This is a genomic window from Ruegeria sp. D1(2025) (assembly GCF_056536425.1).
Genome location: NZ_JBQFPO010000002.1, coordinates 299,445 through 324,407, shown reverse-complemented (window position 1 = coordinate 324,407; position 24,963 = coordinate 299,445). Strand labels below are relative to the sequence as shown.

The following is a 24,963-nucleotide window of genomic DNA, read 5'->3' as shown; positions in this document are numbered from 1 at the left end:
ATGAACCCGATTTTCAGATTTGAGGGGATCTACACCCCTGTCGTAACCCCCTACCACGCAGATGGCCGGGTCAACTGGGACGCCCTGTCCGACGTGATCGACTACCTGATCGCACATGGCGTGCACGGGTTGATCTCGGGCGGCTCGACCGGCGAGAACTATGCGCAGACCGTTGACGAGCGTCTTGAGCTGGCGAAGTTCACGCATGAGCAGTTGAAAGGCCGGTTGCCGCTTGTGGTCGGCACCGGTGCGATGCTGACACCGGATTCAATCGCTTTGGCCGCGGGCGCGCGCGAGATTGGCGCAGACGCCATCCTGTTGGCCAGCCCGCCCTATTCGGTACCGACCGACCGCGAAAACGCGCTGAACGCACTGGCCATCGACAAGGCGGCAGACCTGCCGGTGATGCTGTACAACTATCCGCATCGCACCGGCACGATGATGGGCGAAGAGTTCCTCGACCGCGTCGGCCGCAGCCGGAATTTCTGCGGCATCAAGGAAAGTTCGGGCGATATCAACCGGGTCCACCTGCTGGCGCGGGACTATCCGCATATCCAGCTAGGATGCGGCATGGACGATCAGGCGCTCGAGTTCTTTGCCTGGGGTGCACCGTTCTGGGTTTGTGGTGGGTCGAATTTCCTGCCTGCCGAGCATGTTGCGCTCTACAACGCCTGTGTGATCGAAGGCAACTTTGCCAAGGGCCGCCGGATCATGTCCGCGATGATGCCGCTGATGCGAGTGCTGGAACAGGGTGGCAAGTTTATCCAAACCATCAAGCATGGCGTGACCATGAACGGGATCGACGCGGGCGCGATGCGGCCTCCGCTGAAGGGTCTCAACAAGGACGACAAGCGCGCGCTGGAACAGGTGACGCGTGTTCTCAGACAAAAAATCGCAGACATTGTGGCGGAGGGTTAAGGCATGGGATTGCTCACTAGGGACGAATACAAATCCATTGCTGCCAATCTGGAGCTGCCGACCGGCGCGTTCATTGATGGCGCATTCCGCCCGGCGATGTCCGGCAAGACGTTTGAGACCGTAAACCCGGCCACCGGCGAAAAGCTGACCGATATCGCGGCCTGCGGAACTGCGGACGTGGATTTTGCCGTCGAAAGGGCGCGCGAGGCGTTTGACGATGGGCGCTGGTCGAAACTGCACCCGTCCCAGCGCAAGGACGTACTGATCCGGCTTTGCAAGCTGATGACGCGCAACGCCCGCGAACTGGCGGTGATGGAGAGCATCGACAGCGGCAAGACCATCTATGACTGCGAGACCGTGGACGTGCCTGAAACCATCCACTGCCTGAAATGGCATGCCGAGGCGATCGACAAGATTTACGATCAGGTCAGCCCCGCCAGCGACGATCACATTGCCATGGTCGTGCGTGAACCGATCGGTGTTGTGGGCTTGGTGCTGCCGTGGAACTTCCCGCTGCTGATGTTGGCGTGGAAGATCGGGCCGGCTTTGGCGGCGGGCTGTTCGGTCGTGGTGAAACCGGCGGTAGAAACCACGCTGACCGCGCTGCGCCTGGCCGAACTGGCGATGGAGGCCGGACTGCCACGCGGTGTTCTGAACATCGTTCCGGGTGGCGGCGCCGACGTGGGCGAGCCCATCGGGCGGCATATGGATATCGACATGGTGTCTTTCACCGGCTCCACCGCCACCGGCAAGCGGTTCCTGACTTATTCGGCCGAAAGCAACACCAAGGAAGTGGTGCTGGAGATGGGCGGCAAAAACCCCGCTATCGTGATGGAGGATGCCGAAAACCTCGACCGCGTGGCGGCGCACGTGGTCAATGGCGCGTTCTGGAATATGGGCGAGAACTGCTCGGCCTCGTCACGTCTGATCGTGCACAAGGATGTGAAGGCCGAGCTGCTGGAGCGCATCGCCCATCACGCCAAACAATGGAACATCGGCGACCCGCTGGACCCGGAAACCCGCATGGGTGCGCTGGTCAGCGAAGGCCATTACAACAAGGTTTGCAGCTATCTGGATCAGGCCGATAGCGTCGTGATTGGCGGAAAGGCGGAAAAGGGTTTTGTCGAAGCCACGGTCGTCGAAGTCCCCGGCAACGACGCCACCCTGGCACGGGAAGAAATCTTTGGCCCGGTTCTGTCGGTAATCGAAGTGTCGGGCTTTGATGAGGCCATCAAGATCGCCAACGACACCGATTATGGTCTGTGCGCCTCGATCTTCACAGCCAATGCCAAACGCGCCATTCGTGGCGCGCGGGCAATCCGGGCGGGAACAGTCACGGTGAACAGCTTTGGCGAAGGCGATATCACCACACCATTCGGGGGATACAAGCAGTCGGGCTTTGGCGGCCGCGACAACTCGGTCCACGCACACGACCAGTACACTCAGTTAAAAACAATCTGGATCGATCTGGCCGACGATGCGGACGAGGCAGTGGATTGAGCCGGTACGAAGCAAAACGGCTGCCGCGCCAAACCGGCGCGGCGGGGTGGAATGCCATTCTGCCCGCTCAGACACCGCACCCTGAGCTGCATCAGGACCTGAGCACCGACTTCACCATCGTTGGCGGCGGGTTTGCGGGCCTCAGCACGGCGCGACGCCTGCACCAGCTTGATCCTTCCCTGAAGATTGCCGTGCTTGAGGCCGCGCGGTTCGCGGAAGGGTCAGCCGGGCGGAATTCGGGCTTCATGATCGATTTGCCGCATGATCTGGCCTCGGACAATTACGCGGGCGACGGGCTTGAGGCCGACAGGGCCACCATCGCGCTGAACCGAAAGGCCATAGCTTTTGCGCAGCAGGTGGCCGAGGACTGTGTCCTGTCCGATGAGGTGTTCGATCCCTGCGGCAAATTCAACGCCGCTGCCACCCCGTCAGGCGATCTGCACAACCGCGAATATGCCGCGCATCTGGAACGGTTGGGCGAACCCTGCACCCTTTTCGATCAGCAACAGATGCAGGAACTCACTGGCAGTCCACATTACACCTCGGGCCTGTTTGCGCCGGGGACTGTCATGATCCAACCCGCAGCCTATGTCCGGGCCTTGTCAGCACATCTGGCCGGGCAGGTTGATGTGTTCGAAAACTCGCCGGTTACAGGCTTTGAAAAACAGGGAAACGGCTGGGTTGTCACGACCCCAAAAGCCCGGGTGACGACCGGACGGATTGTGTTGGCCAACAATGGGCATGTCGAAAGCTTTGGGTTCTACCAACGTCGGCTGATGCATATTTGCCTTTACGCGTCACTGTCAGCGCCTCTGACCGACGCTCAGATCAAAACACTGGGTGGGCTATCGCGCTGGTCGGTTACACCGGCGGATCCGATGGGAACATCCGTGCGGCGCATCTCGGGTAGTTATGGCGACCGGATCCTGATCCGGACCTGTTCCAGCTTTCATCCTTCGATCGAGACGACAAACATGCGCCTGCGCAATGCGGGCTGGGTGCATGACCGCAAGTTCCGCGAGAGATTTCCGCATTTGCCGGACGTGAAAATGGAACACCGCTGGGCCGGAATGCTGTGCCTCAGCCGCAATGGCGCGGCCGCTTTTGGCGAGCTGGATGACAGGGTCTATTCCGCCTGTTGCCAAAACGGACTGGGCATTGCCCGCGGGACATTGCAGGGAATGGGCATTGCCGAGCTGATCCTGCAGGGCGGGTCGGACACTGCCAGTCATTTTCTGGCCCAACCGGAGCTGCCGCGCCTGCCGCCCGAGCCCTTCGCCTCGCTGGGCGCCAACACCTACCTGATGTGGAAGGAATGGCGGTCAGGCAAGGAATGATCTGCCCTATCCCGGCAGGCTCAGCTTTGCCATGCGTCCACCGTCAACGGTATAGACCTGTCCGGTGACAAAAGCCGCGTCGTCTGATGCCAGAAATGCGACAAGGGCCGCAACCTCTTCCGGTGCTCCGGCTCTGGACACGGGGTGGATGCGCCCGATATTCCGGCGAAATGCTTCGGGATCCGGCATCGAGGCGATGAAATCCTCGTTCAGGTCCGTGTCGATCCAACCCGGCGCGACTGCGTTGCACCGGATGCCTTCGGGCCCGTGATCGACCGCGACCGCGCGGGTCAGCCCGTGCAGTCCGGCCTTGGAGGCCCCATAGGCCGCGTGTCCGGGGTTGCTGCCCAGACCTTCGATCGAGCCGGTGTTGACGATATTGCCATGCGTTTTTCGCAGGTGCGGCAAAGCGGCCTTGATCATGAGAAACGGTGCCGTCAGGTTGACCGTCAGGGTCCGCTGCCAGTCGTCCAGGCTCATGTCCTCGACCGAGGCTTCCTGCATCATCCCTGCATTGTTGACCAAAACATCAAGGCGCCCGGTCTTCGCAATCAGTTCATCGATCACCTGCGCCGGACTGTCAGGTCTGGTAAAGTCCGCGGCGATGCCTTCAAATTCGGTGTCCGCCCCACGCTGGGCCGTGAAGACGCGCGCGCCTTCTTGCTGCAGCCTGACCGCGATGGCACGGCCGATACCGCTGCGGCCGCCTGTGACGAGGGCAACCTTGCCTTGGAATCGGTTCATGTGACTGGCTTACCTCCGTTGACCTCAACCAATGTGCCGCAGACATAACGCGCCGCGTCCGAGACAAGAAACAGGACGACATCTGCGATGTCATCGGGCTCGGCAATCCGTCCAAGGGGGACAGTCGCCCCCAACTCGGCCACGGCAGTATCCGGATCGAACCCGCGTTTTGCAAAACCGGACCGCAGCATGGGCGTATTCACTTCATTCGGGCACACCGCGTTGATGCGAATGCCCTGATGCGCGTGGTCCATTCCCATGCACTGCGTCAGCGAGGCGATGGCCGCCTTGGTCATACAATAGACCGCATGGTTTGGCCCCGGCCGCAAGCCCCAGCACGATGCCGTATTGACGATTGCCCCGCCCCCCGATTGGGCCAGGATCGGAATCGCGGTCCGACAGATTCTGAACGGTGCTTCGACATTGACACACAGGGACAGTGACCAATCATCATCCGTGGTTTCGGTGACGGTGCCCCGCGTTATCACGCCCGCATTGTTGATCACGATGTCCAACCCGCCCAGAAGGTCCGCGGCCCCTTGGGGAAGCGCGTCGCTGTACGAAGCGTCCCTGAGATCACCGGGCAGGTGCGCTTCGGCCTCGATCCCGTCAACTGATCTGTCCGCCACGGCAACTTGCGCGCCGGCTTGCCGCAATTTGCGGACAATTGCTGCGCCTATCCCTCCGGCAGCGCCGGTAACCAGCGCCTTTCTTCCATTCATTTCCATTTCAATTTCCCGATCAAAAAAAGACCCGCCGATTTCAGGCGGGCCAGTGGGGGAGAGATGATCAATACGTCTGATTCAGTTCGTCCGCTGCCGGTATTTCCCGTTCGCGGCGCGCGATGTAGTCCAGCAGTTCCTCGTTCTTGGCCAGATCCAGCGTGGGCTCCTGATATTCGGCCAGCAGCTTGCGGGCGTGGTTCAGAGCGCGTTCGGTGATCTCAACCTCGCCCTCAGCCGTCCATTGCTCGATCGAATTGTTGTCGAACATTTCGGGCATGAAGAACGCGGTCTGGAAATTGTCCTGTGTGTGCGGATGACCCAGATAGTGACCGCCCGGCCCCACATCCGGCACCGCGGCCAGAGCCTGATCGAAATCGTGCCATTTCGGACCTTCGGCCATGCGATAGGCCATGGCGCATTGTTCAGCATCCACGATGAACTTGGCGACCGAACAGTGCATCCCGGCCTCGTTCCAGCCTGCCGAGTGCCAGATGTAATTGGCCCCGGCATGGATCACAGCCTGCAGGGTCGTGGCAGATTCGTAACCGGCCTGCGCATCGAAGGTCTTGGCCCCGCCAAGCGTGTTTGAGGTACGCCACGGCACGTCGTAGTACCGCGCCATCTGACCGATCATGAAATTCATCAGGCTGATTTCGGGCGTGCCCGCCATCGGTGCGCCGGATTTCATCGACACGGTTGACAGGTAGTGGCCGTAAATCGCGGGCGCGCCCCTGCGGATCACCTGTGTGTAGGCCAGCGCGCTCAGCGCCTCGGCGTTCAGCTGCGCGACGGTTGCGGGTACGCTGGCGGGCGTGTTGGCACCGCCCAACACGAAGGGCGAGCACAGTACCGGCTGCTTGCGGCGGCAGAAGGCACGCATCGCGCCCAGCATGGTTTCGTCCCAGACCAATGGCGAGTTGCCGTTGCAGTTGCCGGTGGTGACGGGGTGATCCTCAAGGAACTCTTCCCCGAACAGGATTGCGCACATGTCCATCACGTCCTCGGCGTTCTTGGGGCTGGTGGTCATGCCCATGAACGTCTTGTCCGAATGTTTCATCGAAGAATAGGTGATGCGCAGGTGGCGCTGACTGATCGGGTGATCGTAGGGTTCCACGATATGATGGGCCGACGAATGCAGCGCCGGCATCATGTGGCTCAGCTTGTGGAACATGGCCAGATCGTCCAGCGTCGGATTGCGGCGCACGTCGTCGAGATCACGCAGGAACGGCGCGCCGGTCATCGGCACGAAGATCGAGTGTCGGCCACCCAGCCGCACGTTCTTTTGCGGGTTGCGGGCGTGATAGGTGAAATCCGAAGGGATTGTGGCAATCAGTTCACGAACCAATCCGCGATCCAGATAGACCAGCTCTCCCTCGACCCTGGCACCGGCCTTTTTCCAGTCTTCCAGCGCAATGGGGTCGCGGAACTGCACTCCGACATTTTCCAGAATGTCCATCGAGGCGTTGTCGATGCGCTCAACCTGGGCGCCGTCCATCACCTCGCATAGCGGGATGCCCCGGGTCAGTCCGGGCAACATCTCAAAGTTTGGCGCGGTTCGCTTGGCGCGGCGGGCCGAGCGTCCGCCCGAGCGCGTTGCGGTACGAATGTTCATGGGGCAATCCTCCAATCTTGTTAGACAGAATGGGGGATTCGCAGGTCGCGCACCTCACTGATTCCGAAATCTGTTTGCAGGAACCGACACCGTTTCAAAACCAAAAGTGCCGCCCCTGTCGGGGCGGCGCCTGATCTTGTCTGTCGCTATCCGATTATTCGGCGGCTTGGGTAGAGACACCGTGCTTTTCACGCTGTCCGTCGCGGAACAACGCCTTGCCCAGCGCGATGCACATCAGGCCCATCACCATGGTAAAGGGCAGTGCACCGATAATCATCGCATTGCGCAGCGCATCCATCGGGTTGTTTTCACCCGCAGCGAGGACCAGCGCGCCAATCACGGCCGTCAGGATCACACCCCAGATGATGCGGTGCTTGATACCGGTTTCCTGGCTGCCGCCGGACATGATGGTGTTCATTACCAGAATGCCCGAGTCCGCAGAGGTCACCAGGAAGGTCATGATCAGGATCACGCACATGACGTTCAGCATGGACAGCAGCCCGCCGTCGATCATGTAGGACAGCGTCACGAACAGTTTGTTCGTATTCGACGCCCCGATGATCGCGCCTTCCGCCGCGCCTGCCAGTTCCAGATCGATCGCGGTGCCGCCCAGAACGGTCATCCATGCAAAGCAGACCAGTGCCGGTGCGAAGACGCAACCCAGGATGAACTCGCGCACGCTGCGACCCTTGGAGATGCGCGCCAGGAACAGGCCCACGAAGGGCGAGAACGCGATCCACCAGGCCCAGTAGAATGTGGTCCAGCCTGCCTGCCAGCCGAACTGACGGCCCTGCTCGCCTGCTGCATAAGCCGCGGTCAGGGTGGCTTCGTCCAGCTCGGCGGCTGCACCTTCCAGACCGCCCTTGAAGCCGTCAAAGCTGCCCCAGGCATTGGTTGCGCCGCCCATCAGGTCAGCCGCATGCGCCTGCGCCTCGGCGGGCAGAGCTGCTGCAAAAGCTTCGGCCGACAGCGGGCCATAGGCATTAAAGCTGAGCGACAGGAAGTGCAGGATGTAGTCCACCATCGCCGAGCCGTAGGTGGTCATGGCGAAGACAAACGAGCCGAAGACGATGAACGTGCCCAGCAGGATGATCGACAGCACAAGGTTCAGGTTCGACAGGTACTTGACGCCCCGGCCAACACCGGAAACCGCCGAAATGATCGACAGGCCCATGATGACGACCAGGCCCGAAATCAGACCGACTTTGCTGGGGGTCGGCACCTCGCCGCCCATATCCATGATCCACTGCATGCCGGTGATGGCATAAAGACCGTCGATGAACTGGCTGACGCCGTAGCCGATGGTGACCGAGACACCCAGAATAGTCGCCACAACACCCAGAACGTCCACGGTGTGGCCCAGAAACCCGTTCATCAGGCGGCCAAACAGAGGCGTCAGCGCCGAGCGGATCGTCAGGGGCATGTTGCGCGTATAGGCGTAATACGCCAGCGACAGCCCGGTTACCACGTAGATCGCCCAGGCGTGGAAGCCGTAGTGCAGGTATGTGAAGCGATATGCGGATTGCAGCGCCTCAGGCGAGTTGCCCTCGACCGCGCCCGAGACCACCACGGGGTTCGAGCCCCATAGACCCAGAGGTTCGGCGGTGGCAAACACCATCAGGCCAACACCCAGACCCGCGCCGAACATCATCGAGAACCACGAGAAATTCGAGAATTCGGGCTTCTCACCCGGTGTGCCCATGATCCGCCGGCCGGTGGATGGCAGGATCGCAACGATGGCAAGGAAGAAGAAGAACAGCCCGACGATGATAACGTAGAAGCTGTTGAATACTTCAAGCAGCCTGCCGTTCCAGCTGCCGAGCGTGCTGTTCGCATTGGCCGGGAACACCAGCGCCCAAAGTACGAGCGCGACCATGATCCCTTTGCTGATCAGGGCGATCGGGACGCTGTAGTTCTCGTAGAAACCGGCATCCGCCGTTTCTATCTCGAGATCCGTGAACGGTTCGGGTACTGACATATTCTCTCCTCCATGGCGATGTCATTATTTTGGGGGTCTGCGTGGTTGCGTTTGCGCCTTCGCGCCGACGTCCTGCTGTAGCTGACGACCGCGCATGCGGCCGGGGTACACATGAAACCCTTTCAACCCCGGGAAGTCCCAACGCGCGCTCCCATACGCACAGATTTCAGCGCAACCTGGTCCGAAAACACGTGCTGCGCCCTGGCCTTCCAGTTTTTTTCATACGGGTGGCGCCTAGAATTGGCACGGAACCCGAAACTGTCTGAGGACCTGTTCAACGGCGTCTTTTGCAGCCCATTGTACTCGACCCTCATTGGTTCGTCTGCATACAAGGTCGATTTCGGTCGTATTCGGCGTTTACCGACACTATCCGACCCATTGCCGACCCCAGCCGCCATTTGTGACTGACAGATGCATCTATTATTTAGCAAAATCAGTTCTACAACCGAGAAAAATCTATTATTCACTTGAATGATCCTAAACCGAGTACTGATTACGCATGTCCAGACGCCATTATAAACTGCCGCCTTTGACCACCCTTTCCGCCTTCGAGGCAGCAGCACGGCATCTGAGCTTCAAGAACGCCGCCGAGGAATTGTCAGTCACACCCGGCGCAGTCAGCCATCAGATCAAGGCGCTGGAAGGCGATCTGGATACAGCGCTTTTTCAACGCAAGCATCGCGGTGTGGACCTGACCGAGGACGGAAGGGCATTGTACGAGGCATTGTCCACGTCCTTCGGGCGCATCTCAAAGACGCTGGCGACGATCCGCGACCGCACGTCGGGCGGCAAGGTGACCGTCGGGTCAACAACGGCCGTCGCCGCATTGTGGCTGTCACCCTCCATCATCCGGTTCTGGCGGGAAACGCCTGAAGTCAATGTCGATCAGATCTCGCAGGATCGTCCCTTCAGGAACCGGCCCGAGATTGACTTCTTCATCCGATACGGCAAGGACAATGACCCTACGCTGTCGCATACCCCGCTGTACCGAGATCAGCTGATCGCGGTCGGCAGCCCGGACATGGCCGAAAGACTTGCGGGTGCGGATTTGGAACAATTGGCCGCCCAGCGGCTTATTCATCTGGATTCAGAGGATCAGACCTGGACGACATGGCCGGACTGGTTTCAAATTCTGGGTTATTCAGGAAACATCCCGGTGGAAACACGCGTCAACAGCTACTCGGTGGCCTTGCAGCTTGCGCGCAAGGGCGCAGGACTGGCGCTTGGATGGCAACGCCTGATCAGGCCTATGTTGCAATCCGGGAAACTGGTTCCGATCGGCCCGCATCGCCTGACGGCCCCCAACCAGTTCTACCTGGTCGGCCGACCGGAAGAGGAACTGACCGAGAACGCTCGCGCGCTCAAGAACTGGATCATTCAGGAAGTGCGTCAGAATTCGGATTAGATCAGGTCAAGCTGTGATGAGGATTTCTGATATTGAAGCGGGGGCGGCGGTTCCGTCAAAACGATCGAAATGCATCCAGCCAAGAGTCAGGAGAGCCCGATGAACAAGCATAGTGTTCTGTCATCCGTTCTGAACGATGTGAATATCGCAAACGGCCTGCCGAACGAACATTATATCGACCCGGTGGTTTTTGCCGAAGAGAAACAGTCGGTCCTGTTTTCGAATTGGTCTGGTATCGGGTTTGGCAAGGACGTCCCCGAGGAAGGAGACGCCAAACCAGTGGACTTTCTGGGTATGCCCCTGTTGATCGTTCGCGACCGCGACGGCGAGATCGGCGTGTTTCAGAACACCTGCCGGCATCGTGGAATGATCCTGGTGGATACGCCCAGAAAAATCGGCGGTGCCATCCGCTGTCCCTATCACAGCTGGTGCTACAGCCTGAAAGGCAAGCTGCATGCGACGCCTCATGTGGGGGGGCCGGGACAGAACAAGCATGAAGATATCGACAAGGACGATCTGGGGCTGGTTCGGATTCGGTCTTACGTCTGGCGTGACGTGATTTTCGTCAATGTCAGCGGCAACGCACCCGATTTCGAAGAGGTCCACGGCCCGCTGATGGAACGCTGGGGCGAATTTGAACAGCCTATCTTTCACGGCGGCGAGACATCGTCCTTCAAGCTTGAGATCAAGTCCAACTGGAAGCTCGCAGTCGAGAACTATTGCGAAAGCTATCATTTGCCGTGGGTGCATCCCGGTCTCAACAGCTATTCCCGCCTGGAAGATCACTATAATATCGAAGCGCGCAACCACTACTCGGGCCAGGGAACGCTGGTTTACCGTCAACTGACAGATCAGGACGGTGCCACGCTGCAGGATTTTGCCGGCCTGAGCGACAAGTGGGATGAGGGCGCGGAATATGTCGCGCTGTATCCCAACGTGCTGTTGGGCGTCCAGCGCGACCACAGCTTTGCCATCGTTCTCGAGCCTGTCGATCAGGAGAACACGGTGGAACATATCGAGCTGTATTACGCCAAGAGCGAAGCCGAAACGCCCGAGCATGACGGGTTGCGCGCCTCGAACGCGCAGCTATGGAAAACCGTTTTTGAAGAGGATGTTTTCGTCGTGGAAGGCATGCAGAAAGGTCGGCACGGCGTTCTGTTTGACGGCGGGCGGTTTTCGCCGGCGATGGACGGACCGACCCATTGCTTTCACCACTGGGTGGCCACGCAGATCGAAAACGGCCGGACAGTCTGAGGAACGGCCGGGTGACGGATCGGACAGATCAAGATCAACGGGCTACGCTGGATCGGCTGCTGCTGGATGCACATTCCCGAGGCGACCACGTAGACCTTGTCCGCTATTACACACAGGCCGCGGACGAGCGTGAAGCCGTTCGCGACCTGGACGCGGCCTGTTTCTATCTGACCCATGCCTTTGTCTTTGCGCTGGAATCCGGCGCCCCGGAAGCTGATGTTCTGAACTACCGGCTGTTTGAGCACGGGCGCACGGAACGGCTGGAGTTTTAAGCCAACCGTCGACGGTAACTTGCCCCGCCGTTACACTGCCCTAACGTCGCCCTGTTCACACACGCGATAAAACTTCTATCCTGCCCGGGGCTTCAATCGGACCGTCACCGGAGGGGCAAACGTTGGAAAACGTGACTGACATGCTGATCGTCGGCGCCGGGTTTTCCGGGCTCACCATGGCGCTGGAGGCGCGAAAGCGCGGAGTTACCAACATCGCCATCCTTGAAAAAGCAGGCGATATCGGCGGGACCTGGCGCGAGAATACTTATCCCGGCGTTGCCTGTGATATCCCCTCGCATCTCTATTCAATGGCCACCCACCCGAACCCGGACTGGAGTCGGGCCTATGCGGGCGGTGCCGAGATTCAGTCCTATCTGCAGAAGATCGCTCGCGCCGAGGGCCTGTACGATCTGTGCCATTTTCACCAAAGCCTGAAATCTGCCAGTTGGGACGGCACAAGCTGGCAGGTCGAAACACATGAAGGTCAGCACTGGACCGCAAGGTTTCTGGTCTCGGCAATTGGTGCGCTGCATGTGCCGAACATTCCGGATATCCCCGGCGCCGAGAGCTTTCCCGGCCCTTGCTTTCATTCCGCCGAATGGGATCACGACGTCCCATTGGCCGGCAAACGCGTCGCGGTCGTGGGCACTGGCGCATCCGCGGTTCAGTTCGTGCCCGAGATCGCCAAATCCGCGGCGGATGTCACCGTTTTCCAGCGCAGCCCGCCTTATGTCCTGCCGCGCCCTGACGGCCCAATTGCACCATGGGTACGTCGCCTCTACCGTCACGTCCCCCTGCTGCCACGCCTGCGGCGCAAGCTGATCTACATGATTTTTGAGTACCGCCACAAAGTATTTCGCGGCGAGGCGCGCATGGTGAATTTCGCAATGAAAATGTGGCGTAAATCACTGACTGGCGCGATCCCGGATCCTACCAAGCAGAAGATGCTGACGCCCGGTTATCGGATCGGGTGCAAACGTATCCTGAGCTCGAACGACTGGTACCCGGCACTGGCCCGCGACAACGTCCATCTTGTTGCGCAAGGGGTGGCATCCATTGAGTCCGACCAGATCATCGCAACAGATGGCAGCACGGTTCAGGCTGACGTTCTGATCTGGGGAACCGGCTTTCACGTCACGGATGTGGTGCAGCGGCTGGACATCTCGGGCGTCAACGAAATTACACTGCACAAAGCCTGGGGCGACGGAATGCAGGCCAATCTGGGCACCGCGATCGCCGGTTTCCCGAACTTCTTCATATTGCTGGGGCCGCATACCGGGCTGGGGCACAACTCGGTTGTTCTGATGATTGAAGCCCAGGTGAAACACATTGGCCGCGTTCTGGCGCAGATGAAGAAAAAAGGGTTGAAGGCAATCATGCCGGACGCCGCGAAACAGGATGAGTTCACACGCGAGATGCGCGAACGGCACACCGACAGTGTCTGGCAGACCGGCGGCTGCACATCGTGGTATCAGGATGCGCAAGGGCGCAACACCACGCTGTGGCCCGGCACCGTGGCGGAGTACGAAAAGAGGATGGCGCAGGCGGGTTTGGAACAATACCGGCCAGTGCCCACGCCGAATGGAGAATTGTAGATGACGACTATCCTGATCTTGCTGGGCGCATTGGGCCTCTTTCTGCTGGCCATGAACCTTTGGACGCGGAGGCTGACCAAAAAGGGGTTCGAAAGGGTGCCTCAACCGGGTCAGTTGGTCGCGGTTAATGGCGGCAGCATCCACTATGTCGAGCGTGGAGATCCCGCCAACCAGACCATCGTGATGATCCACGGTCTGTCGGGGCAGCTACAGCATTACACCTATGCGCTGATGGACGAATTGACGGACGATTTCCACGTCATTGCCATTGATCGCCCTGGCTGCGGGTATTCCACCCGGGACGACCCGTCGTTGAGCACCCTTCCGGAGCAGGCCCGGATGATACAGGAGTTTCTGGACCAAAAATCGGTCACCGACGTCATTCTGGTCGGGCATTCTCTGGGCGGGGCGGTGTCGCTGGCGATGGCCCTTGAATATCCCGACCGGATTGCGGGGCTCGCGTTGCTGGCCCCGCTGACACAGCAAATGCCCGCGCCGCCACAGGTTTTCAAACCGCTGGAAATCCGGACTGCCTGGTTGCGCAACCTGATCGGAAATACGATCGCCGTGCCGCTGGCGGCAAAGACAGCGCCCCATGTTCTGAGCGCCGTTTTTGAGCCCGAGCCCGCCCCGGCGGATTTCCTGGACCGGGCGGGCGGCGCCCTGGGGCTGCGCCCATCGGCCTTCATCACAGCCTCGCAGGACGTGGTCGGAGTGGATGCCAGCATCGGGGACCAATGCCGCCGCTACCCGGAACTGCAAGTGCCGGGCGGTATTCTTTACGGCGCTCAGGACGCTATCCTCTCAGCCGCGCAGCACGGCCCTCCGATGACAGAATTCGGCCTGACCTACGAGGAAACTGGCAAGCACGGCCATATGATCCTCATCACCATCCCGGAAATTTGCGCATCGTTCATCCGAAAGATTGCCGATAATTGCCGCTCATCCCGATTGGAATCGGCAGGTCAGACCAAAGAGTGAAAGATTCCGCCACGGACCGCCATTTCCCTCTTGACCCTGCCGGACCCCTCCCTTAAATCGCCTCTCACTCGTGGCGGAGTAGCTCAGTTGGTTAGAGCAGCGGAATCATAATCCGCGTGTCGGGGGTTCAAGTCCCTCCTCCGCTACCACCAAACCCCCCACCTTTTTGGAACGGTTTGAAACCAAGGCGCTAAGGCGGCCCTTCACCTCGACCGGCACGCCGTCTTCCTCGGTCGGAGACACAACGATCTCCGAAATCAAGCCGCGCACCGCATCACGTGTTTTTGGATTCGGATTGCCGTCGTGCGCCTGCATAGAAGAGATCATTTCATCCAGGGCCGTGACATACTTGGAAGCTGTTGCTGGATTGAACTCGAACGGCTGCTCCTTCTCGTCAAAGCTGGCCAACACATCCATGGCAACCGAAGCGCGTTCTTTGGCCTCAGTCAACTTTGCCTCTCCTTCGACTCCTTCAAGAATACCCATCTCGAAAAGTTCGATACGACGCGATAGCAGCTTGTTGGCTTCTGCTACCGTGCGTTCAAGTTTCTTCCTGTCTGGTTTGCCGGCTGCGTTGAGTTCGCGACGTTCTTCATTGTAGGCACGGATGAATTCATTGATGCAGGTTGGCATCGACAGCTCTTTTCTTAGTTCGGCCAGCAGGGCGCTTTCGATCTTGTCGAGGCGAACCTTCCCATTATTGTTGCATGAGCCACTCTCTTTAGCTGCAGAGCAACGGATCCGGATAGCACTGCCGTTTCGGTCATGAATAGACATGCCACCACCGCAGCAACCGCACCTAAGCAGGCCCGAGAAAGGACGCAAGGGTTTGCGAGTCGACTTTCCGGAGCGCTTATTTTCGGACTGCTTGGCCAACCGTTTCTGAACCGCATCCCACAGTTCCTCATCGATTAAACGTAGATGCGGAACCTCTGCATACTTCCAGTCTTCGACCGGCTTTTCGCGGCTGACTCTTTTTCCTGTTGTCGGATCGCGCACCATCTTGACGCGATCCCAGACGAGGATGCCCGCGTAGAGTGAGTTGCGGAGGATTCCATAAGCGCGCTTCTTATTGCCGTTCAGCGTGGAAGCGTTCCACTTTGGCCCACGTGGCGGCAACTCACCCTGAGCGTTGAGATCATGAGCAATATCTCGCGGGGAGGCTCCTTTAGAGTAGGCCAAAAAAATTCGGCGTATAACTTTCGCTTCGTGTGCTTCGATCTGAAGCTCACCGGGTTTCCCCGATATGGGTGAGTAGCCATAAGCCTTGCCGCCGGCACTCAAACCCTTGGCAATGTTGCCTGACATTCCGCGATGAACTTTTTCACGGAGGTCCTTAAGGAACATCGTACCATAAAGGCCGCGGAAACCGATTTGAAGCTCGGACTGAACCCCTTCACTGGCAGAGATGATATCGACGCCTGCGAAGCTAAGCTGCTTTTGCACATACTGAAGATCTCCGATATCTCGGCTAATTCGGTCGACGCATTCGACAACCAATGCATCAATTTCGCCAGCTCTCGCTGCTTCGAGAAGATTGGCAAGGCCAACTCGCCCGACCAGGGTCGCGGATGACATGGCCTTGTCTTCAAAAACTTGCACTAATCGGTATTTCTCGCGTCTCAGGTAGCTTCGGCAAAGCTCCACCTGATCTTCAATGGAGCGCTCCGATTGGAGCGTGGTCGAATAGCGGGCGTAGATCGCAGCGCGGCGTTGCATTCTCTCGAGTTCCTCGCGTCTTGTTGTGCTGCCGCCCGGGCCAATTCCCGGACGAGCTCAAGCAAACCAACATCTGGCGTCGGGTTTTGCTTTGCTGCTGGGGACTTGGTGATCTCTTCACAAATCGAAAAATCGGTTTGGATCGTTTTTTGAACTGTCATAGTGCTCGCTTTATGTTTCAACGAGCGTGAGATCGGTCTCTTTTAGAAAATTTAGAAACGCAGTTTAATCCGAACGGTTCGGAGAGCGAGAAACGCTCTCCGAAAGCTGCAGGCTAAGTCTGCGCTTCAGCGATCACTCGGCGTGTTATTCGGTCGGCCCGGCGCAGATTCTGGATGAGTTGAAGACGCCTGCGAAGCGTTACCAGAGGTTCAACCGTACGGTTCAATTCGGCTGCCCGATTTGTCAGCCGCTTGTTGATCCAGGCACCGTCAGGGCAATGCTCGTCTGCAATCACCTCGCTCACCCATCCGCCTTCTATCTCAATTAGAACAGGCTGGAGCAGAGATTCGAGGTCGTCGAGATCGCGATCACCGAACATTTCGCCCGTACGGAGGCGCGAGCCAAAACGATAGGCTATGCGCGCGCCTCTGGGTTCCAGATTGTCGATCAGCATGTCGAGTGCCTTCGACGCCGAGGGCACCATGTTCAGCGCTTCGAGGACCGCCGCTTCGATCGGCAATAACTGCTGCGCGATGCTATCATACATAGCGCACCTCCCGCGTATCCGGCCGTCCCTTGCGACGCGTTTCAACCGTGACGGCGCGTATCTTACGACCCGAGCCTCTGCATCCGAACCTTCGGGAGCGCCGGATATCGCGTTCTGCATGTAGTCGTGCGCGAACGCGATGAAGTCGATCCAGCGCTGCGTCAGCGAGTTCACCTAATACGGGCGTCCCCGCGGAGTTTCTGTCGAAGCCGCTGTTGTTGACGGAGACGGAGACGCGTCGAGCGGCATTGAAGCGTGTCGGCGCCCGCAATGATGCCTGTTCGCGCTCCTCTTCCGACCGCACATCGACGCAATAGGCCTGTTTGCGTGGACACGGGTTCGTCGTGCCGTAGGCCAGAACCGCAAAGCGCTCACCCGCCATTTCCTCGACATCAATTACCAGCGATGGGCGAACCTTGGGATCATCCTCTCCCATCGTTTCATGGGGAAAGCGAAACGCGACGACATCGCCAACTTTCAAACGGGATTTCCAGTTCTCGGAGGGCAGCGCGATTTCAGTTTGAAGTGTCATGGGACTTCCTTCATCGAAGTTGCAAAGAGCCGCGTCTTCCGCCGTGTCTGGGCTGGTTCCCACTTTCGGCTGCGCGACATCCGGACTGCGCAGTCGAAGGTGGGCGACCTGCCTTTTCCGCTGTTTCGGTTCTCGTCCGTGCGCTGTCGTATGGTCTGTTGCAGTTTTCCGATCTGTCACCAGCGTAGTCGAAGTGTTTCCAATGGCTCGGTCGACGGGTCCTTCCGACCGCTGTGCCTCTGTTGGAGGTCCACAGAATTCTCTGTGTCCAGAATGGTTCCCCTGTAGTGGACATGGACCTGTCCGATCCGGAGCAACGGGCAGTTCTGGGAGTGTTCCTGCCTTCTTGCGCGCGTAATACTGAGACCGACCCAGGCCGTAGTTCGTCCAAGGCTTGTTTCTCGACGCGCTGTTTTCCATCAGGTACTGATCTCGCGAGGCACTCCCTCGCACGGCACGTCGCGCTCGTTCCCGTTCAACTTTTCTATGGTGGCGCTCTTCCGCTGGCATCACCTGACGCATGCTCAACTGACGCGCCATATCCGCTGATACGTCGAGACGCTCCGCAACAGTCGAGCCGCGGTAACAATATCTCTCGCTCTCGCGTGCATTGTCGCAAGCTTGCAGCTTTGACTTCGCAAGAGCCTGCTTGATGATTGCGTTCGTTTCGTTCTGGCATAGCCCGGGCGTTGCTATGTCTGCCGCTTGTTGAATGTGACCTTCGATGCCTTTGGTGTCTGACTGATGGGTCAGGCAGGTGGCATAGAAGTGCAGCCAGGTGTTTCGGTGCCCCACCAGGATCACCCCACCATGGTAAATCCGGTAAGCCTCGAGATCTTTGCGTATCTGTTCAAATCGCTCAGCTTGGGTCAATCCCCGCGGCATTGTCTGACTACCCGGCTCCCGATCCTGACGCTGCTTGCGGCGCTCCGTAAGCTCGGAACGGGTGGACCGCCCGACGGCGGCAAAAATCTGATCAGCAAGGACATCAAAATCTTGGCGTTTGTAATTCCCTCCCGATACCCGTACGACCCGTCCAGACTTCTCGTTTCGAGTGCCGGGAATGCGAAAGACGCGAGCTGGGTCGGTGCAAGAACGGTCCGAGCCAAAGTGAACAAGTAGATCCACCATTGCCCTGATTGCCGCCTGCCAGCGGGACAATGCAGCAAGTGGCATGGAATGGATCAGCCAGATTGCGGCCAGTCCTCGTCCCGTCCGCAAATAGAATGATGGCTCAGAGACACCGCGCATCAGAAGATGACCCGCGACTGCTGCCTGAACGTCTTCTTCACCCTCAGCGCGCCAGCTGGGATCATTGTGAAAGTCCAAATCGACATAGAGTGCATTCAGACTGACCAAGCTTGAATTACTACGCGTGTCCTTGAACCGGTTCAGCGAGATGAACGATGTCCGATCCAGCAGCGCATGAAGACACGCTACAATTCCATCCGGAGAGCGTGTGAATTGTTGGCTTGCCTCCTCGGAATTCTTGATCAGAACGGCAGGTCTACCGACCGCACCCAGGGGATGGAGGAGTCGAACGTATTCCTCTGGCGAAACGGTGTGGATGTCATCTGAATGCGGGGCAAATTCGCGCGGATTGGTGTGCTTCATCCGTGGGAATTGGCTCCACGGTTGTAGGTATAGAAAAATCCAAGCAAAGAAAGGCAAGGCCCGGGTGATGCCCCATGCTCGTCAACCGATCAACGGCACGAATCCAAATTATGTAGATCGCATCCAGTGTTGTGCCCTGCAAAAACTGGCTTCGGTGTCATCGCGTACGCTGACGCGGCTTGCGTGTTCTTACACGCGGTATGTTGGAAACCCGATCATTCTGCTGGAGCTGAGGTAGGTGATACGCCTCAAGGTCGACATCAGAGGAGAATTCCTCATCGAGGGTATCTAATGGATCGGCTTCTATGCCTTCTGTCGCCCATCGCACCGCTTTCTGGTATGCTGTTTCAGTTCTGAGACATTCAATTTGCGACGAAGCTTCCAGCGCTGCTTTCACTTCGCGCTCGGATCGCGCCTCCAGCATTCGACGTTTCTCATTGCTGGCCGTTTTCTTGCGGGCAGCCTCTCTCTCCCGCGCGATACGATCCGCTTCGAGGTCATCTCTCTGACGCTCCAGGGCGCGCAGCTGCAACCAAGAGTGCCAGAGTGTTGAATTGAGTTCTTGGACAGCCTGGCGCCGTACTCCGGCAACTGTGTCGTCGCTTCCGCTTTCTTGCATTCTGCGGCGCGACCTGGCGGATCTGCGTGGCCCGACATGATCTTGTCTTGCCAGGCCTTGCGGTGCATCGCCTGTCTTGGCCATCTCGGCATACGAACGAAGATCAACCCGCGCTGGAGAGCCAATCTTGCGCAGGGCCGCGTTGGTCCGCTTTTCCCATTCTCCGCGGATACGCTTGATTTCTCCGGGGCCTGAAGTTCTGTCATCAAGAACACGCGTTTTCTCACCAAAATCGCCCGCGATCCTATCAACCTTCCGCGTCGTCATCAGGATGTGGGCGTGGAAATTCAGGTTGGTCTTCGATGGATCGAAGAGCCTCTGCTCGTAGTCTTCTCGCATCAGTTCGAGTTTGCCCGCATTGTGCCGTTTCTCTTCCTCAGGACACAGGAAACGCGGCGCGTGAATGTCGGCTTGAACGGCAACGCCGTATTCATCGCGAAGCCAGAGGCAAAAGCCGCGGACAAGCCCAACCTGCTCGAGAAGCGGTAGCTCGCGTGGCAAGGATGGGCGCAGTTCGCGGATGACTCTTGCATTCCTTCGGCGCTCAGAAAGCTCGGCTGCGTTCCATAGCTCCTCGGCGTTTCCTGTCCAGTTGATCAATTCATGCGACAGGAGGCCACCCTTTCTGCCCGGCGAAAACCGTCGTCCAACCCGCGCATCCCGGAAGGTGGTGCGCGCGGTGTAAGCGGCGGATTTGACGGCGGAGCGACCGTCGGCACGAGAATGCAGGATGACTTCGAGTCTGCTGGCGGGGTGTATCATGTAAAGGACATCGGGCCCCAACCCGATCTCCGCACAAAAAAGCCCGCGGCAGGCGCGCAGGCAAACCCCAAGTTTGCGTAACTGCGCGCATTGCCCAGCGGGCATGCGGACGGCCGCTCACACGGCGGCCTGGCGGAGCCACATTTTCGCGCCCCGGTGGCGAAGCCGGGATACAGACCGCATTTCCTGTTCGACCACCTCAATCAATGGAGAACGAAATGGCGGACCTGGATCAACAAATCGAACATGCGCGCGCGAGACTCAGGGACCTTCAGGCCAGGGCGGGCAAACAACGACGACGTAATGAAACGCGCAAGAAGATTATCTATGGCGCTGCTGTTTTGAAGCTTCTCGAGGAAATTGAGAGAGACAAAGCTGATCGGTTGCTCAAGCTTCTGCACGAACGTATCTCACGCGACTCAGATCGAGAGCTGTTAGGGCTGTAAACCCAGTTAGATCTTCTTGCGGCACCGAAGGCTCTCAGAAGGGTTGGCTGACTTGGGCCTATTGAAAGTAAAAGACTGGCGCGGCTTACCGCGCTCAGTATCGTCAGGTCGCGACGTGAGAAACATCCTTGTCCGGCGAATAAATGTCCAGGATGTTCCAATGACCGGTCGTTGGTGTTGGGTTGTTGATCATTGGCACATCCAGCACGGTTGGCTTGCCACTGGCGATTGCCGCTTCCAATGCGGGCAACAGTTCGTCGGCAGCGCTGAGTCTGTGCCCTTCCGCGCCGTAGGCTCGCGCTATGTCGGCATAGCCCGGTCCGTTTGTGGGTGCGGCGGCTGATCCGGGGAACGTGGTTCCATAGGTCAATCCGTAATGCGCCTTTTGAAGGCCCGCGATAGTGCCGAAGGCGTTGTTGTTCATAACCAGCCAGATGATGCCCAGATCAAGCTCGACCGCGGTTGCCAGCATCGACGGATTCTGACCGAACCCCCCATCGCCAACAAGACTTATCACCACACGGTCAGGGGTTGCCAGTTTTGCGCCGATCGCTCCCGGAGGGCCAAAGCCCATCGTCGCGAACCCGCCCGGAGTCAGGATCGAACCGGGTGTCAGGATATCGAACTGTTGCCCAACACCGTTCTTGTTCCAGCCAACGTCCGTGGTGATGATGGCATCCTCAGGCAGTGCCTTGCGGGTATCCGCCAGAATACGCTCGGGCATCATCGGAAAGGCCGATGAGGTCGCCATTTCCTCGTTGCGCGCTTTGAAGTCCGTCCGGAAGCCAGCGATCTTCTGCTCCAGCGTGGGGCGCTTGAAGCCGTCCGGATACATCTCGCGGGCGACCCGGTTGAGGACGCGCAATGCGGCCTTGGCGTCAGCAACGGCTCCGATCTCAGTGGGATAGTTCCGACCGATCTCCTGCGGCTCAATGTCGATATGAATGACCTTCGATCCGGGAATGTTGAACGTGTAGCCCGGGTACCAACTTGAACAATCAGCCTCTTTGAACCGAGTGCCCACGGCAAAGATGTAGTCCGCATTCAAGCAGGACTGGTTGACTAACTCGGTGCCCCAAAACCCGGTCATTCCCAGCACAAGCGGGTGGTCGTCTCGCAACGCGCCTTTACCCATCAGGGAATGCGCGACTGGAAGGCCCATATGTTCAACAAATTCTCGCAACTCCTCGCTGGCCTGTGCCAGAAGAATACCGCCTCCGACATAAGCGACTGGGCTTTCGGCTTTAGCCAACGCTTCGACAATCTCGCCCGCTGTCTCGTCGTCAATTGACGGTTTCTTGAGAGCGCGCGTGTTGTCGCGAATACGGTCGAAACTGTCCGAGGGGATCACCTCTGAAAAGATGTCCATGGGAACATTGACCAGTACCGGCCCGGGCTGGCCGCTTTCAGCCAGATGGAACGCCTTTTCAAGAATCTCGGCCATTAAATCTGCACGGTCGACCCGCCAGGCGCGTTTTACGAAGGGACGATAGATCTCCCACTGGGCGGCGTCGGCATGGAGGTTCACTTCCTGATGTGGATGTTTGCCGTAGTAGTGCGTAGGAATATCGCCCGCAATCACGACCATCGGGATACAGTCCAGTGCGGCGTTGGCGACCCCGGTGGCGCAATTGGTCAGACCCGGGGAGAGATGGGACAACACCACCGAGGCCTTGCCCGTCACGCGGGCATAAGCGTCCGCCGCGTGGCTGGCTATTTGTTCGTGCCGTACGGTGACGAAATCGATGGGGCTTTCCGCCAGCGCGGCCAGAACCGCTATATTCGTGTGACCGCATAGACCGAACACATGTTTGACCTCACGACGCTCAAGAAAATCGACGATGTGCTCAGCAACGGTTTTGCCTTCCAATTTAGCTCCGTCCATCACGCGACCTCCTGTCCGTAGAACTCACCGAACAAGTCCTGCTCCGAGGGGCGATCCTCGGGGATGGGACGGCTGACCCAGGTGTAGTTCATCATGTGTTTCATGGTGACGTTTTCATTGGTGATGTTGCCGCCCCAGATGCCGCAGCCCAGGCTGCTGGTCATAGGCATGCCGTTGGTCCAGGCACCTGCGTTGGCCTTCGATTGTGGCTGTCGCACCATCATGCGGCTAACCGGGGCCAAGCGCGCTAACCGATCGATGTGATCGTCGTTGTGGCTGTAGATGCCGCAGGAGTGACCTTTGCCCCCGGTGTTGTAGATCTGGCTGACCGTTTCCAGCGCGTCATCGAACGTGTCGAAGTGATAAAGCGCCATCAGAGTGGTCAGTTTTTCCTTGGAGAACTTGTGCTGCGGGCCGATTTGCCCCTGATTTTCAACCATCAGAAACTTGCGATCCTCGGGGATGCTAAAACCGGCGACCTTGGCCGTTTGCTGCGGCGGACAAGCGATGGTCGGAAACGTACGGTTGCCCTTTTCGTCCCACATGGCCGCTTCGAGCAAGGCCTTCTCTTCATCCGAACACAGGTAGCCGCCCTCGGCTTGAAGTGCCTTGACCATATCATCGTAAACTGAGCGCTGGATGATGATGTTGCCATCGGCTGAGCAACCGGACCCAAAATCAGAGGTCTTTGAAATACGCGTATTCTGCGCGGCGATGTCCAGATCGGCGGTTTCATCGATGACGATGGACGAATTGCCCGCGCCGACGCCATAGGCCGGGCGCCCAGAACTGTACGCCGCTTTGACCATGGGTTTGCCACCCGTCGCCAAAGTCAGGTCGCAGATCTCCATCAGATGTTGCGTCAATGGGATCGACGGTTTGCGAATGGATTGGAACAAGTCCTCGGGGGCACCGGCAGCACGACAAGCTGCTCGCATAACCTCGACCATTTCGAAGGTGGTATGGGCGGTTCGCGGGTGCGGGCTGAAGATGACCGCATTCCGGGCGTTTGCGGCGGACACGCCGGTCACCGGTGGCGTCATCGCCGGGTTGGTCATCGGGATCAGGGAGGCGATCACACCGGCAGGTTTGGCATATTTCACGAGCCCCTTTTCTTCGTCGACTTCGACGATCCCCGTCGAGGGCGTACGCAAGACGTCTCGCAGCACCATGTGAATCTTGAAACGCTTCGCAGGGCGCCCTGCGCGATCTCCGATGCCGCTCTCGTCCACGCCTTGTTGAGCCAAACGCGTGAAGGTTTTCTCATTACCCGCATACCACGCAATGGCCTGAGAAAGGCGGTCCAACCTGTCCTGATCCCAATCCTCGATCTCGGCCATGGCAGCGCGAGCGCGTGCCAGCATATCGGCGGCCATGTTGCGGTCGTTTTCAGTGAGCTCTTTGCCCATGATGATCCTCTTGGTGTTTTAGAATTGCAGCATCGGGCACACGACGCTGTGACCGCGCCTCGCCAAATGTTCGCTTGGCGTGGCTGAGACAGCGACGCGCGTGTTCTTCATATCCCAACTCGGCAACGCGGCTTTGGTTGGGCAGTTCGATGGAATAGTCGACGGGCGGCATCCGTTCGATGATGCCGGTGAAGTCAATCCAGCCTTCGCCGGGATAGAGCCGCGCATCGCGCGCCAGCTGGATCATGCCCTCGCGCGTATCGGCGATGCCGGGCAGGCAATCAGAGATATGCAGGAAGTGAAACAGGTCCGAGGGGACGTGTAGCAACTCTCCCAGATCAACGCGACTGAGGTGCAGATAAAGCGTATCGACCAGAATACCGCCATTCGGTTGATCAGAGGCGCGGACAATATCCAGGGCCTCATCCAGAGTGCGCAAGCGAGAGAAGCTTGGGAACTCCAGGTCCACTGTTAGCCCGTAGGGCGCCGCCAGTTCGCAGGTTTCAGAATAGACGTCGATCAGGAAGTCACGATCATCGCGGGTATTGGTCCACGCGCTCATGATCATGCGTTTAGCGCCCAATTCCCCACCGATCTCAAGAGAAGGTTCAAAACTGCGCGGATCGACGTCTTCCGTGATGCGCGCAAGTTCGACATCGAGGACTTTCAAGCCAGTGGTAGAGAGAGCAGTTTTGGTGGCCTGCACCTGTGCCCTGTCGATTGGGGATTGAGTGAATTCACCGGGCACATGCATCGGAATGAATCGGGGGCTGACGGCATCGTAACCGGCCCGCGCGGCGATATAGACCAACTCGGGCGGCGTACAGCCAATCAGCGTCAAATGCGCCAAGGAATAGAGAGAGGGGCTTGCGCCAGCCTCTTCAGGTTTCACCATGAATGACAGCTCCACGTGTCTGCGAATCTAAAATTCATCACACGTAGTAAAA

Annotated in this window: 20 protein-coding genes and 1 tRNA gene; 10 read left to right on the top strand and 11 right to left on the bottom strand. The window is 58.6% G+C overall.

Translation table 11 applies throughout. The annotated features are described in order from the left end of the window. From ACR1XU_RS07190 to ACR1XU_RS07180, 3 genes are read left to right on the top strand one after another with little or no spacing between them, the layout of a single operon-like run. Positions 1-918, top strand: coding sequence for a dihydrodipicolinate synthase family protein (locus tag ACR1XU_RS07190; RefSeq protein WP_480903745.1), 918 nt, complete (start codon positions 1-3; stop codon positions 916-918). Positions 919-921: 3 nt separating this feature from the next. Beyond that, a complete protein-coding gene (locus ACR1XU_RS07185) occupies positions 922-2,418 on the top strand; it encodes an aldehyde dehydrogenase (RefSeq protein ID WP_480903748.1) in 1,497 nt (498 codons plus the stop codon). Next, the gene (locus ACR1XU_RS07180; RefSeq protein WP_480903751.1) at positions 2,415-3,755 is read left to right on the top strand and encodes an NAD(P)/FAD-dependent oxidoreductase; all 1,341 of its coding nucleotides are present in this window, start codon (positions 2,415-2,417) and stop codon (positions 3,753-3,755) included. Before ACR1XU_RS07185 ends, ACR1XU_RS07180 begins: the two co-directional genes overlap by 4 nt. Before the next feature lie 6 nt (positions 3,756-3,761). Here the strand turns inward: ACR1XU_RS07180 and ACR1XU_RS07175 are convergent, their stop codons facing one another. The 4 genes from ACR1XU_RS07175 to ACR1XU_RS07160 form a co-directional block, all read right to left on the bottom strand. Next, positions 3,762-4,499 (bottom strand): SDR family NAD(P)-dependent oxidoreductase, encoded by a 738-nt coding sequence (locus ACR1XU_RS07175; RefSeq protein ID WP_480903754.1) that lies wholly within the window; start codon positions 4,497-4,499, stop codon positions 3,762-3,764. Next, positions 4,496-5,227: an SDR family NAD(P)-dependent oxidoreductase gene (locus ACR1XU_RS07170; protein ID WP_480903757.1), complete on the bottom strand. Its 732-nt coding sequence runs from the start codon at positions 5,225-5,227 to the stop codon at positions 4,496-4,498. Before ACR1XU_RS07170 ends, ACR1XU_RS07175 begins: the two co-directional genes overlap by 4 nt. A 61-nt stretch (positions 5,228-5,288) precedes the next feature. Continuing rightward, entirely contained in the window at positions 5,289-6,836 is a 1,548-nt protein-coding gene (locus ACR1XU_RS07165; protein WP_480891048.1) for a trimethylamine methyltransferase family protein, read from the bottom strand. 154 nt (positions 6,837-6,990) lie between these two features. Further along, positions 6,991-8,814 carry a BCCT family transporter gene (locus ACR1XU_RS07160; RefSeq protein WP_170681632.1) on the bottom strand — a complete coding sequence of 608 codons (1,824 nt, stop codon included), beginning with the start codon at positions 8,812-8,814 and terminating at the stop codon, positions 6,991-6,993. 499 nt (positions 8,815-9,313) lie between these two features. Between ACR1XU_RS07160 and ACR1XU_RS07155 the strand changes: the two genes are divergently transcribed. The 6 genes from ACR1XU_RS07155 to ACR1XU_RS07130 all read left to right on the top strand — a co-directional run bounded on the left by ACR1XU_RS07155 (position 9,314) and on the right by ACR1XU_RS07130 (position 14,470). Then, positions 9,314-10,219, top strand: a complete 906-nt coding sequence (locus ACR1XU_RS07155; RefSeq protein WP_170805922.1) for a LysR substrate-binding domain-containing protein — start codon at positions 9,314-9,316, stop codon at positions 10,217-10,219. A gap of 99 nt (positions 10,220-10,318) precedes the next feature. Continuing rightward, entirely contained in the window at positions 10,319-11,473 is a 1,155-nt protein-coding gene (locus ACR1XU_RS07150; RefSeq protein ID WP_480903761.1) for an aromatic ring-hydroxylating oxygenase subunit alpha, read from the top strand. A gap of 11 nt (positions 11,474-11,484) precedes the next feature. Further along, positions 11,485-11,745: a hypothetical protein gene (locus ACR1XU_RS07145; protein WP_480903764.1), complete on the top strand. Its 261-nt coding sequence runs from the start codon at positions 11,485-11,487 to the stop codon at positions 11,743-11,745. Positions 11,746-11,876: 131 nt separating this feature from the next. Further along, the gene (locus ACR1XU_RS07140; protein ID WP_480440766.1) at positions 11,877-13,340 is read left to right on the top strand and encodes a flavin-containing monooxygenase; all 1,464 of its coding nucleotides are present in this window, start codon (positions 11,877-11,879) and stop codon (positions 13,338-13,340) included. After that, positions 13,341-14,321 carry an alpha/beta fold hydrolase gene (locus tag ACR1XU_RS07135; RefSeq protein WP_480903767.1) on the top strand — a complete coding sequence of 327 codons (981 nt, stop codon included), beginning with the start codon at positions 13,341-13,343 and terminating at the stop codon, positions 14,319-14,321. It begins immediately after the preceding gene. 72 nt (positions 14,322-14,393) lie between these two features. After that, positions 14,394-14,470: transfer RNA gene (locus tag ACR1XU_RS07130), tRNA-Met, on the top strand. Here the strand turns inward: ACR1XU_RS07130 and ACR1XU_RS07125 are convergent. The 4 genes from ACR1XU_RS07125 to ACR1XU_RS07110 form a co-directional block, all read right to left on the bottom strand. Beyond that, a complete protein-coding gene (locus ACR1XU_RS07125; RefSeq protein ID WP_480904232.1) occupies positions 14,427-16,040 on the bottom strand; it encodes a recombinase family protein in 1,614 nt (537 codons plus the stop codon). The two genes, ACR1XU_RS07130 and ACR1XU_RS07125, sit on opposite strands and share 44 nt — an antisense overlap. A gap of 274 nt (positions 16,041-16,314) precedes the next feature. Continuing rightward, the gene (locus ACR1XU_RS07120; protein ID WP_480903769.1) at positions 16,315-16,749 is read right to left on the bottom strand and encodes a hypothetical protein; all 435 of its coding nucleotides are present in this window, start codon (positions 16,747-16,749) and stop codon (positions 16,315-16,317) included. Next, positions 16,742-18,895: a hypothetical protein gene (locus ACR1XU_RS07115; RefSeq protein ID WP_480903772.1), complete on the bottom strand. Its 2,154-nt coding sequence runs from the start codon at positions 18,893-18,895 to the stop codon at positions 16,742-16,744. Before ACR1XU_RS07115 ends, ACR1XU_RS07120 begins: the two co-directional genes overlap by 8 nt. Before the next feature lie 157 nt (positions 18,896-19,052). Beyond that, the gene (locus ACR1XU_RS07110) at positions 19,053-20,381 is read right to left on the bottom strand and encodes a MobA/MobL family protein (protein WP_480903775.1); all 1,329 of its coding nucleotides are present in this window, start codon (positions 20,379-20,381) and stop codon (positions 19,053-19,055) included. Between the two features lie 113 nt (positions 20,382-20,494). On the opposite strand from ACR1XU_RS07110, the gene ACR1XU_RS07105 reads away from it, so the two are divergent. After that, positions 20,495-20,722: a hypothetical protein gene (locus tag ACR1XU_RS07105; protein ID WP_170612081.1), complete on the top strand. Its 228-nt coding sequence runs from the start codon at positions 20,495-20,497 to the stop codon at positions 20,720-20,722. A 103-nt stretch (positions 20,723-20,825) separates the two neighbouring features. Here ACR1XU_RS07105 and ACR1XU_RS07100 read toward each other — a convergent pair whose 3' ends face one another. From ACR1XU_RS07100 to ACR1XU_RS07090, 3 genes are read right to left on the bottom strand one after another with little or no spacing between them, the layout of a single operon-like run. Then, on the bottom strand, positions 20,826-22,607 hold the full coding sequence (locus tag ACR1XU_RS07100) for a thiamine pyrophosphate-binding protein (RefSeq protein ID WP_480903777.1): 1,782 nt from the start codon (positions 22,605-22,607) through the stop codon (positions 20,826-20,828). Then, complete coding sequence (locus ACR1XU_RS07095) at positions 22,607-24,016, bottom strand: aldehyde dehydrogenase family protein (protein ID WP_480903780.1); 1,410 nt, start codon at positions 24,014-24,016, stop codon at positions 22,607-22,609. Before ACR1XU_RS07095 ends, ACR1XU_RS07100 begins: the two co-directional genes overlap by 1 nt. Beyond that, positions 23,997-24,911: a sugar phosphate isomerase/epimerase family protein gene (locus ACR1XU_RS07090; protein ID WP_170460332.1), complete on the bottom strand. Its 915-nt coding sequence runs from the start codon at positions 24,909-24,911 to the stop codon at positions 23,997-23,999. Before ACR1XU_RS07090 ends, ACR1XU_RS07095 begins: the two co-directional genes overlap by 20 nt. Between the last annotated feature and the right edge of the window lie 52 nt (positions 24,912-24,963).

What these genes read in the sequence shown, in the direction of transcription:
- ACR1XU_RS07190 (WP_480903745.1), top strand. Translation starts at nt 1, where the DNA reads ATGAACCCGATTTTCAGATTTGAGGGGATCTACACCCCTGTCGTAACC.
- ACR1XU_RS07185 (WP_480903748.1), top strand. Translation starts at nt 922, where the DNA reads ATGGGATTGCTCACTAGGGACGAATACAAATCCATTGCTGCCAATCTG.
- ACR1XU_RS07175 (WP_480903754.1), bottom strand. Translation starts at nt 4,499, where the DNA reads ATGAACCGATTCCAAGGCAAGGTTGCCCTCGTCACAGGCGGCCGCAGC.
- ACR1XU_RS07170 (WP_480903757.1), bottom strand. Translation starts at nt 5,227, where the DNA reads ATGGAAATGAATGGAAGAAAGGCGCTGGTTACCGGCGCTGCCGGAGGG.
- ACR1XU_RS07165 (WP_480891048.1), bottom strand. Translation starts at nt 6,836, where the DNA reads ATGAACATTCGTACCGCAACGCGCTCGGGCGGACGCTCGGCCCGCCGC.
- ACR1XU_RS07160 (WP_170681632.1), bottom strand. Translation starts at nt 8,814, where the DNA reads ATGTCAGTACCCGAACCGTTCACGGATCTCGAGATAGAAACGGCGGAT.
- ACR1XU_RS07155 (WP_170805922.1), top strand. Translation starts at nt 9,314, where the DNA reads ATGTCCAGACGCCATTATAAACTGCCGCCTTTGACCACCCTTTCCGCC.
- ACR1XU_RS07150 (WP_480903761.1), top strand. Translation starts at nt 10,319, where the DNA reads ATGAACAAGCATAGTGTTCTGTCATCCGTTCTGAACGATGTGAATATC.
- ACR1XU_RS07135 (WP_480903767.1), top strand. Translation starts at nt 13,341, where the DNA reads ATGACGACTATCCTGATCTTGCTGGGCGCATTGGGCCTCTTTCTGCTG.
- ACR1XU_RS07125 (WP_480904232.1), bottom strand. Translation starts at nt 16,040, where the DNA reads ATGCAACGCCGCGCTGCGATCTACGCCCGCTATTCGACCACGCTCCAA.
- ACR1XU_RS07120 (WP_480903769.1), bottom strand. Translation starts at nt 16,749, where the DNA reads ATGTATGATAGCATCGCGCAGCAGTTATTGCCGATCGAAGCGGCGGTC.
- ACR1XU_RS07115 (WP_480903772.1), bottom strand. Translation starts at nt 18,895, where the DNA reads ATGAAGCACACCAATCCGCGCGAATTTGCCCCGCATTCAGATGACATC.
- ACR1XU_RS07110 (WP_480903775.1), bottom strand. Translation starts at nt 20,381, where the DNA reads ATGCCCGCTGGGCAATGCGCGCAGTTACGCAAACTTGGGGTTTGCCTG.
- ACR1XU_RS07105 (WP_170612081.1), top strand. Translation starts at nt 20,495, where the DNA reads ATGGCGGACCTGGATCAACAAATCGAACATGCGCGCGCGAGACTCAGG.
- ACR1XU_RS07100 (WP_480903777.1), bottom strand. Translation starts at nt 22,607, where the DNA reads ATGGACGGAGCTAAATTGGAAGGCAAAACCGTTGCTGAGCACATCGTC.
- ACR1XU_RS07095 (WP_480903780.1), bottom strand. Translation starts at nt 24,016, where the DNA reads ATGGGCAAAGAGCTCACTGAAAACGACCGCAACATGGCCGCCGATATG.
- ACR1XU_RS07090 (WP_170460332.1), bottom strand. Translation starts at nt 24,911, where the DNA reads ATGGTGAAACCTGAAGAGGCTGGCGCAAGCCCCTCTCTCTATTCCTTG.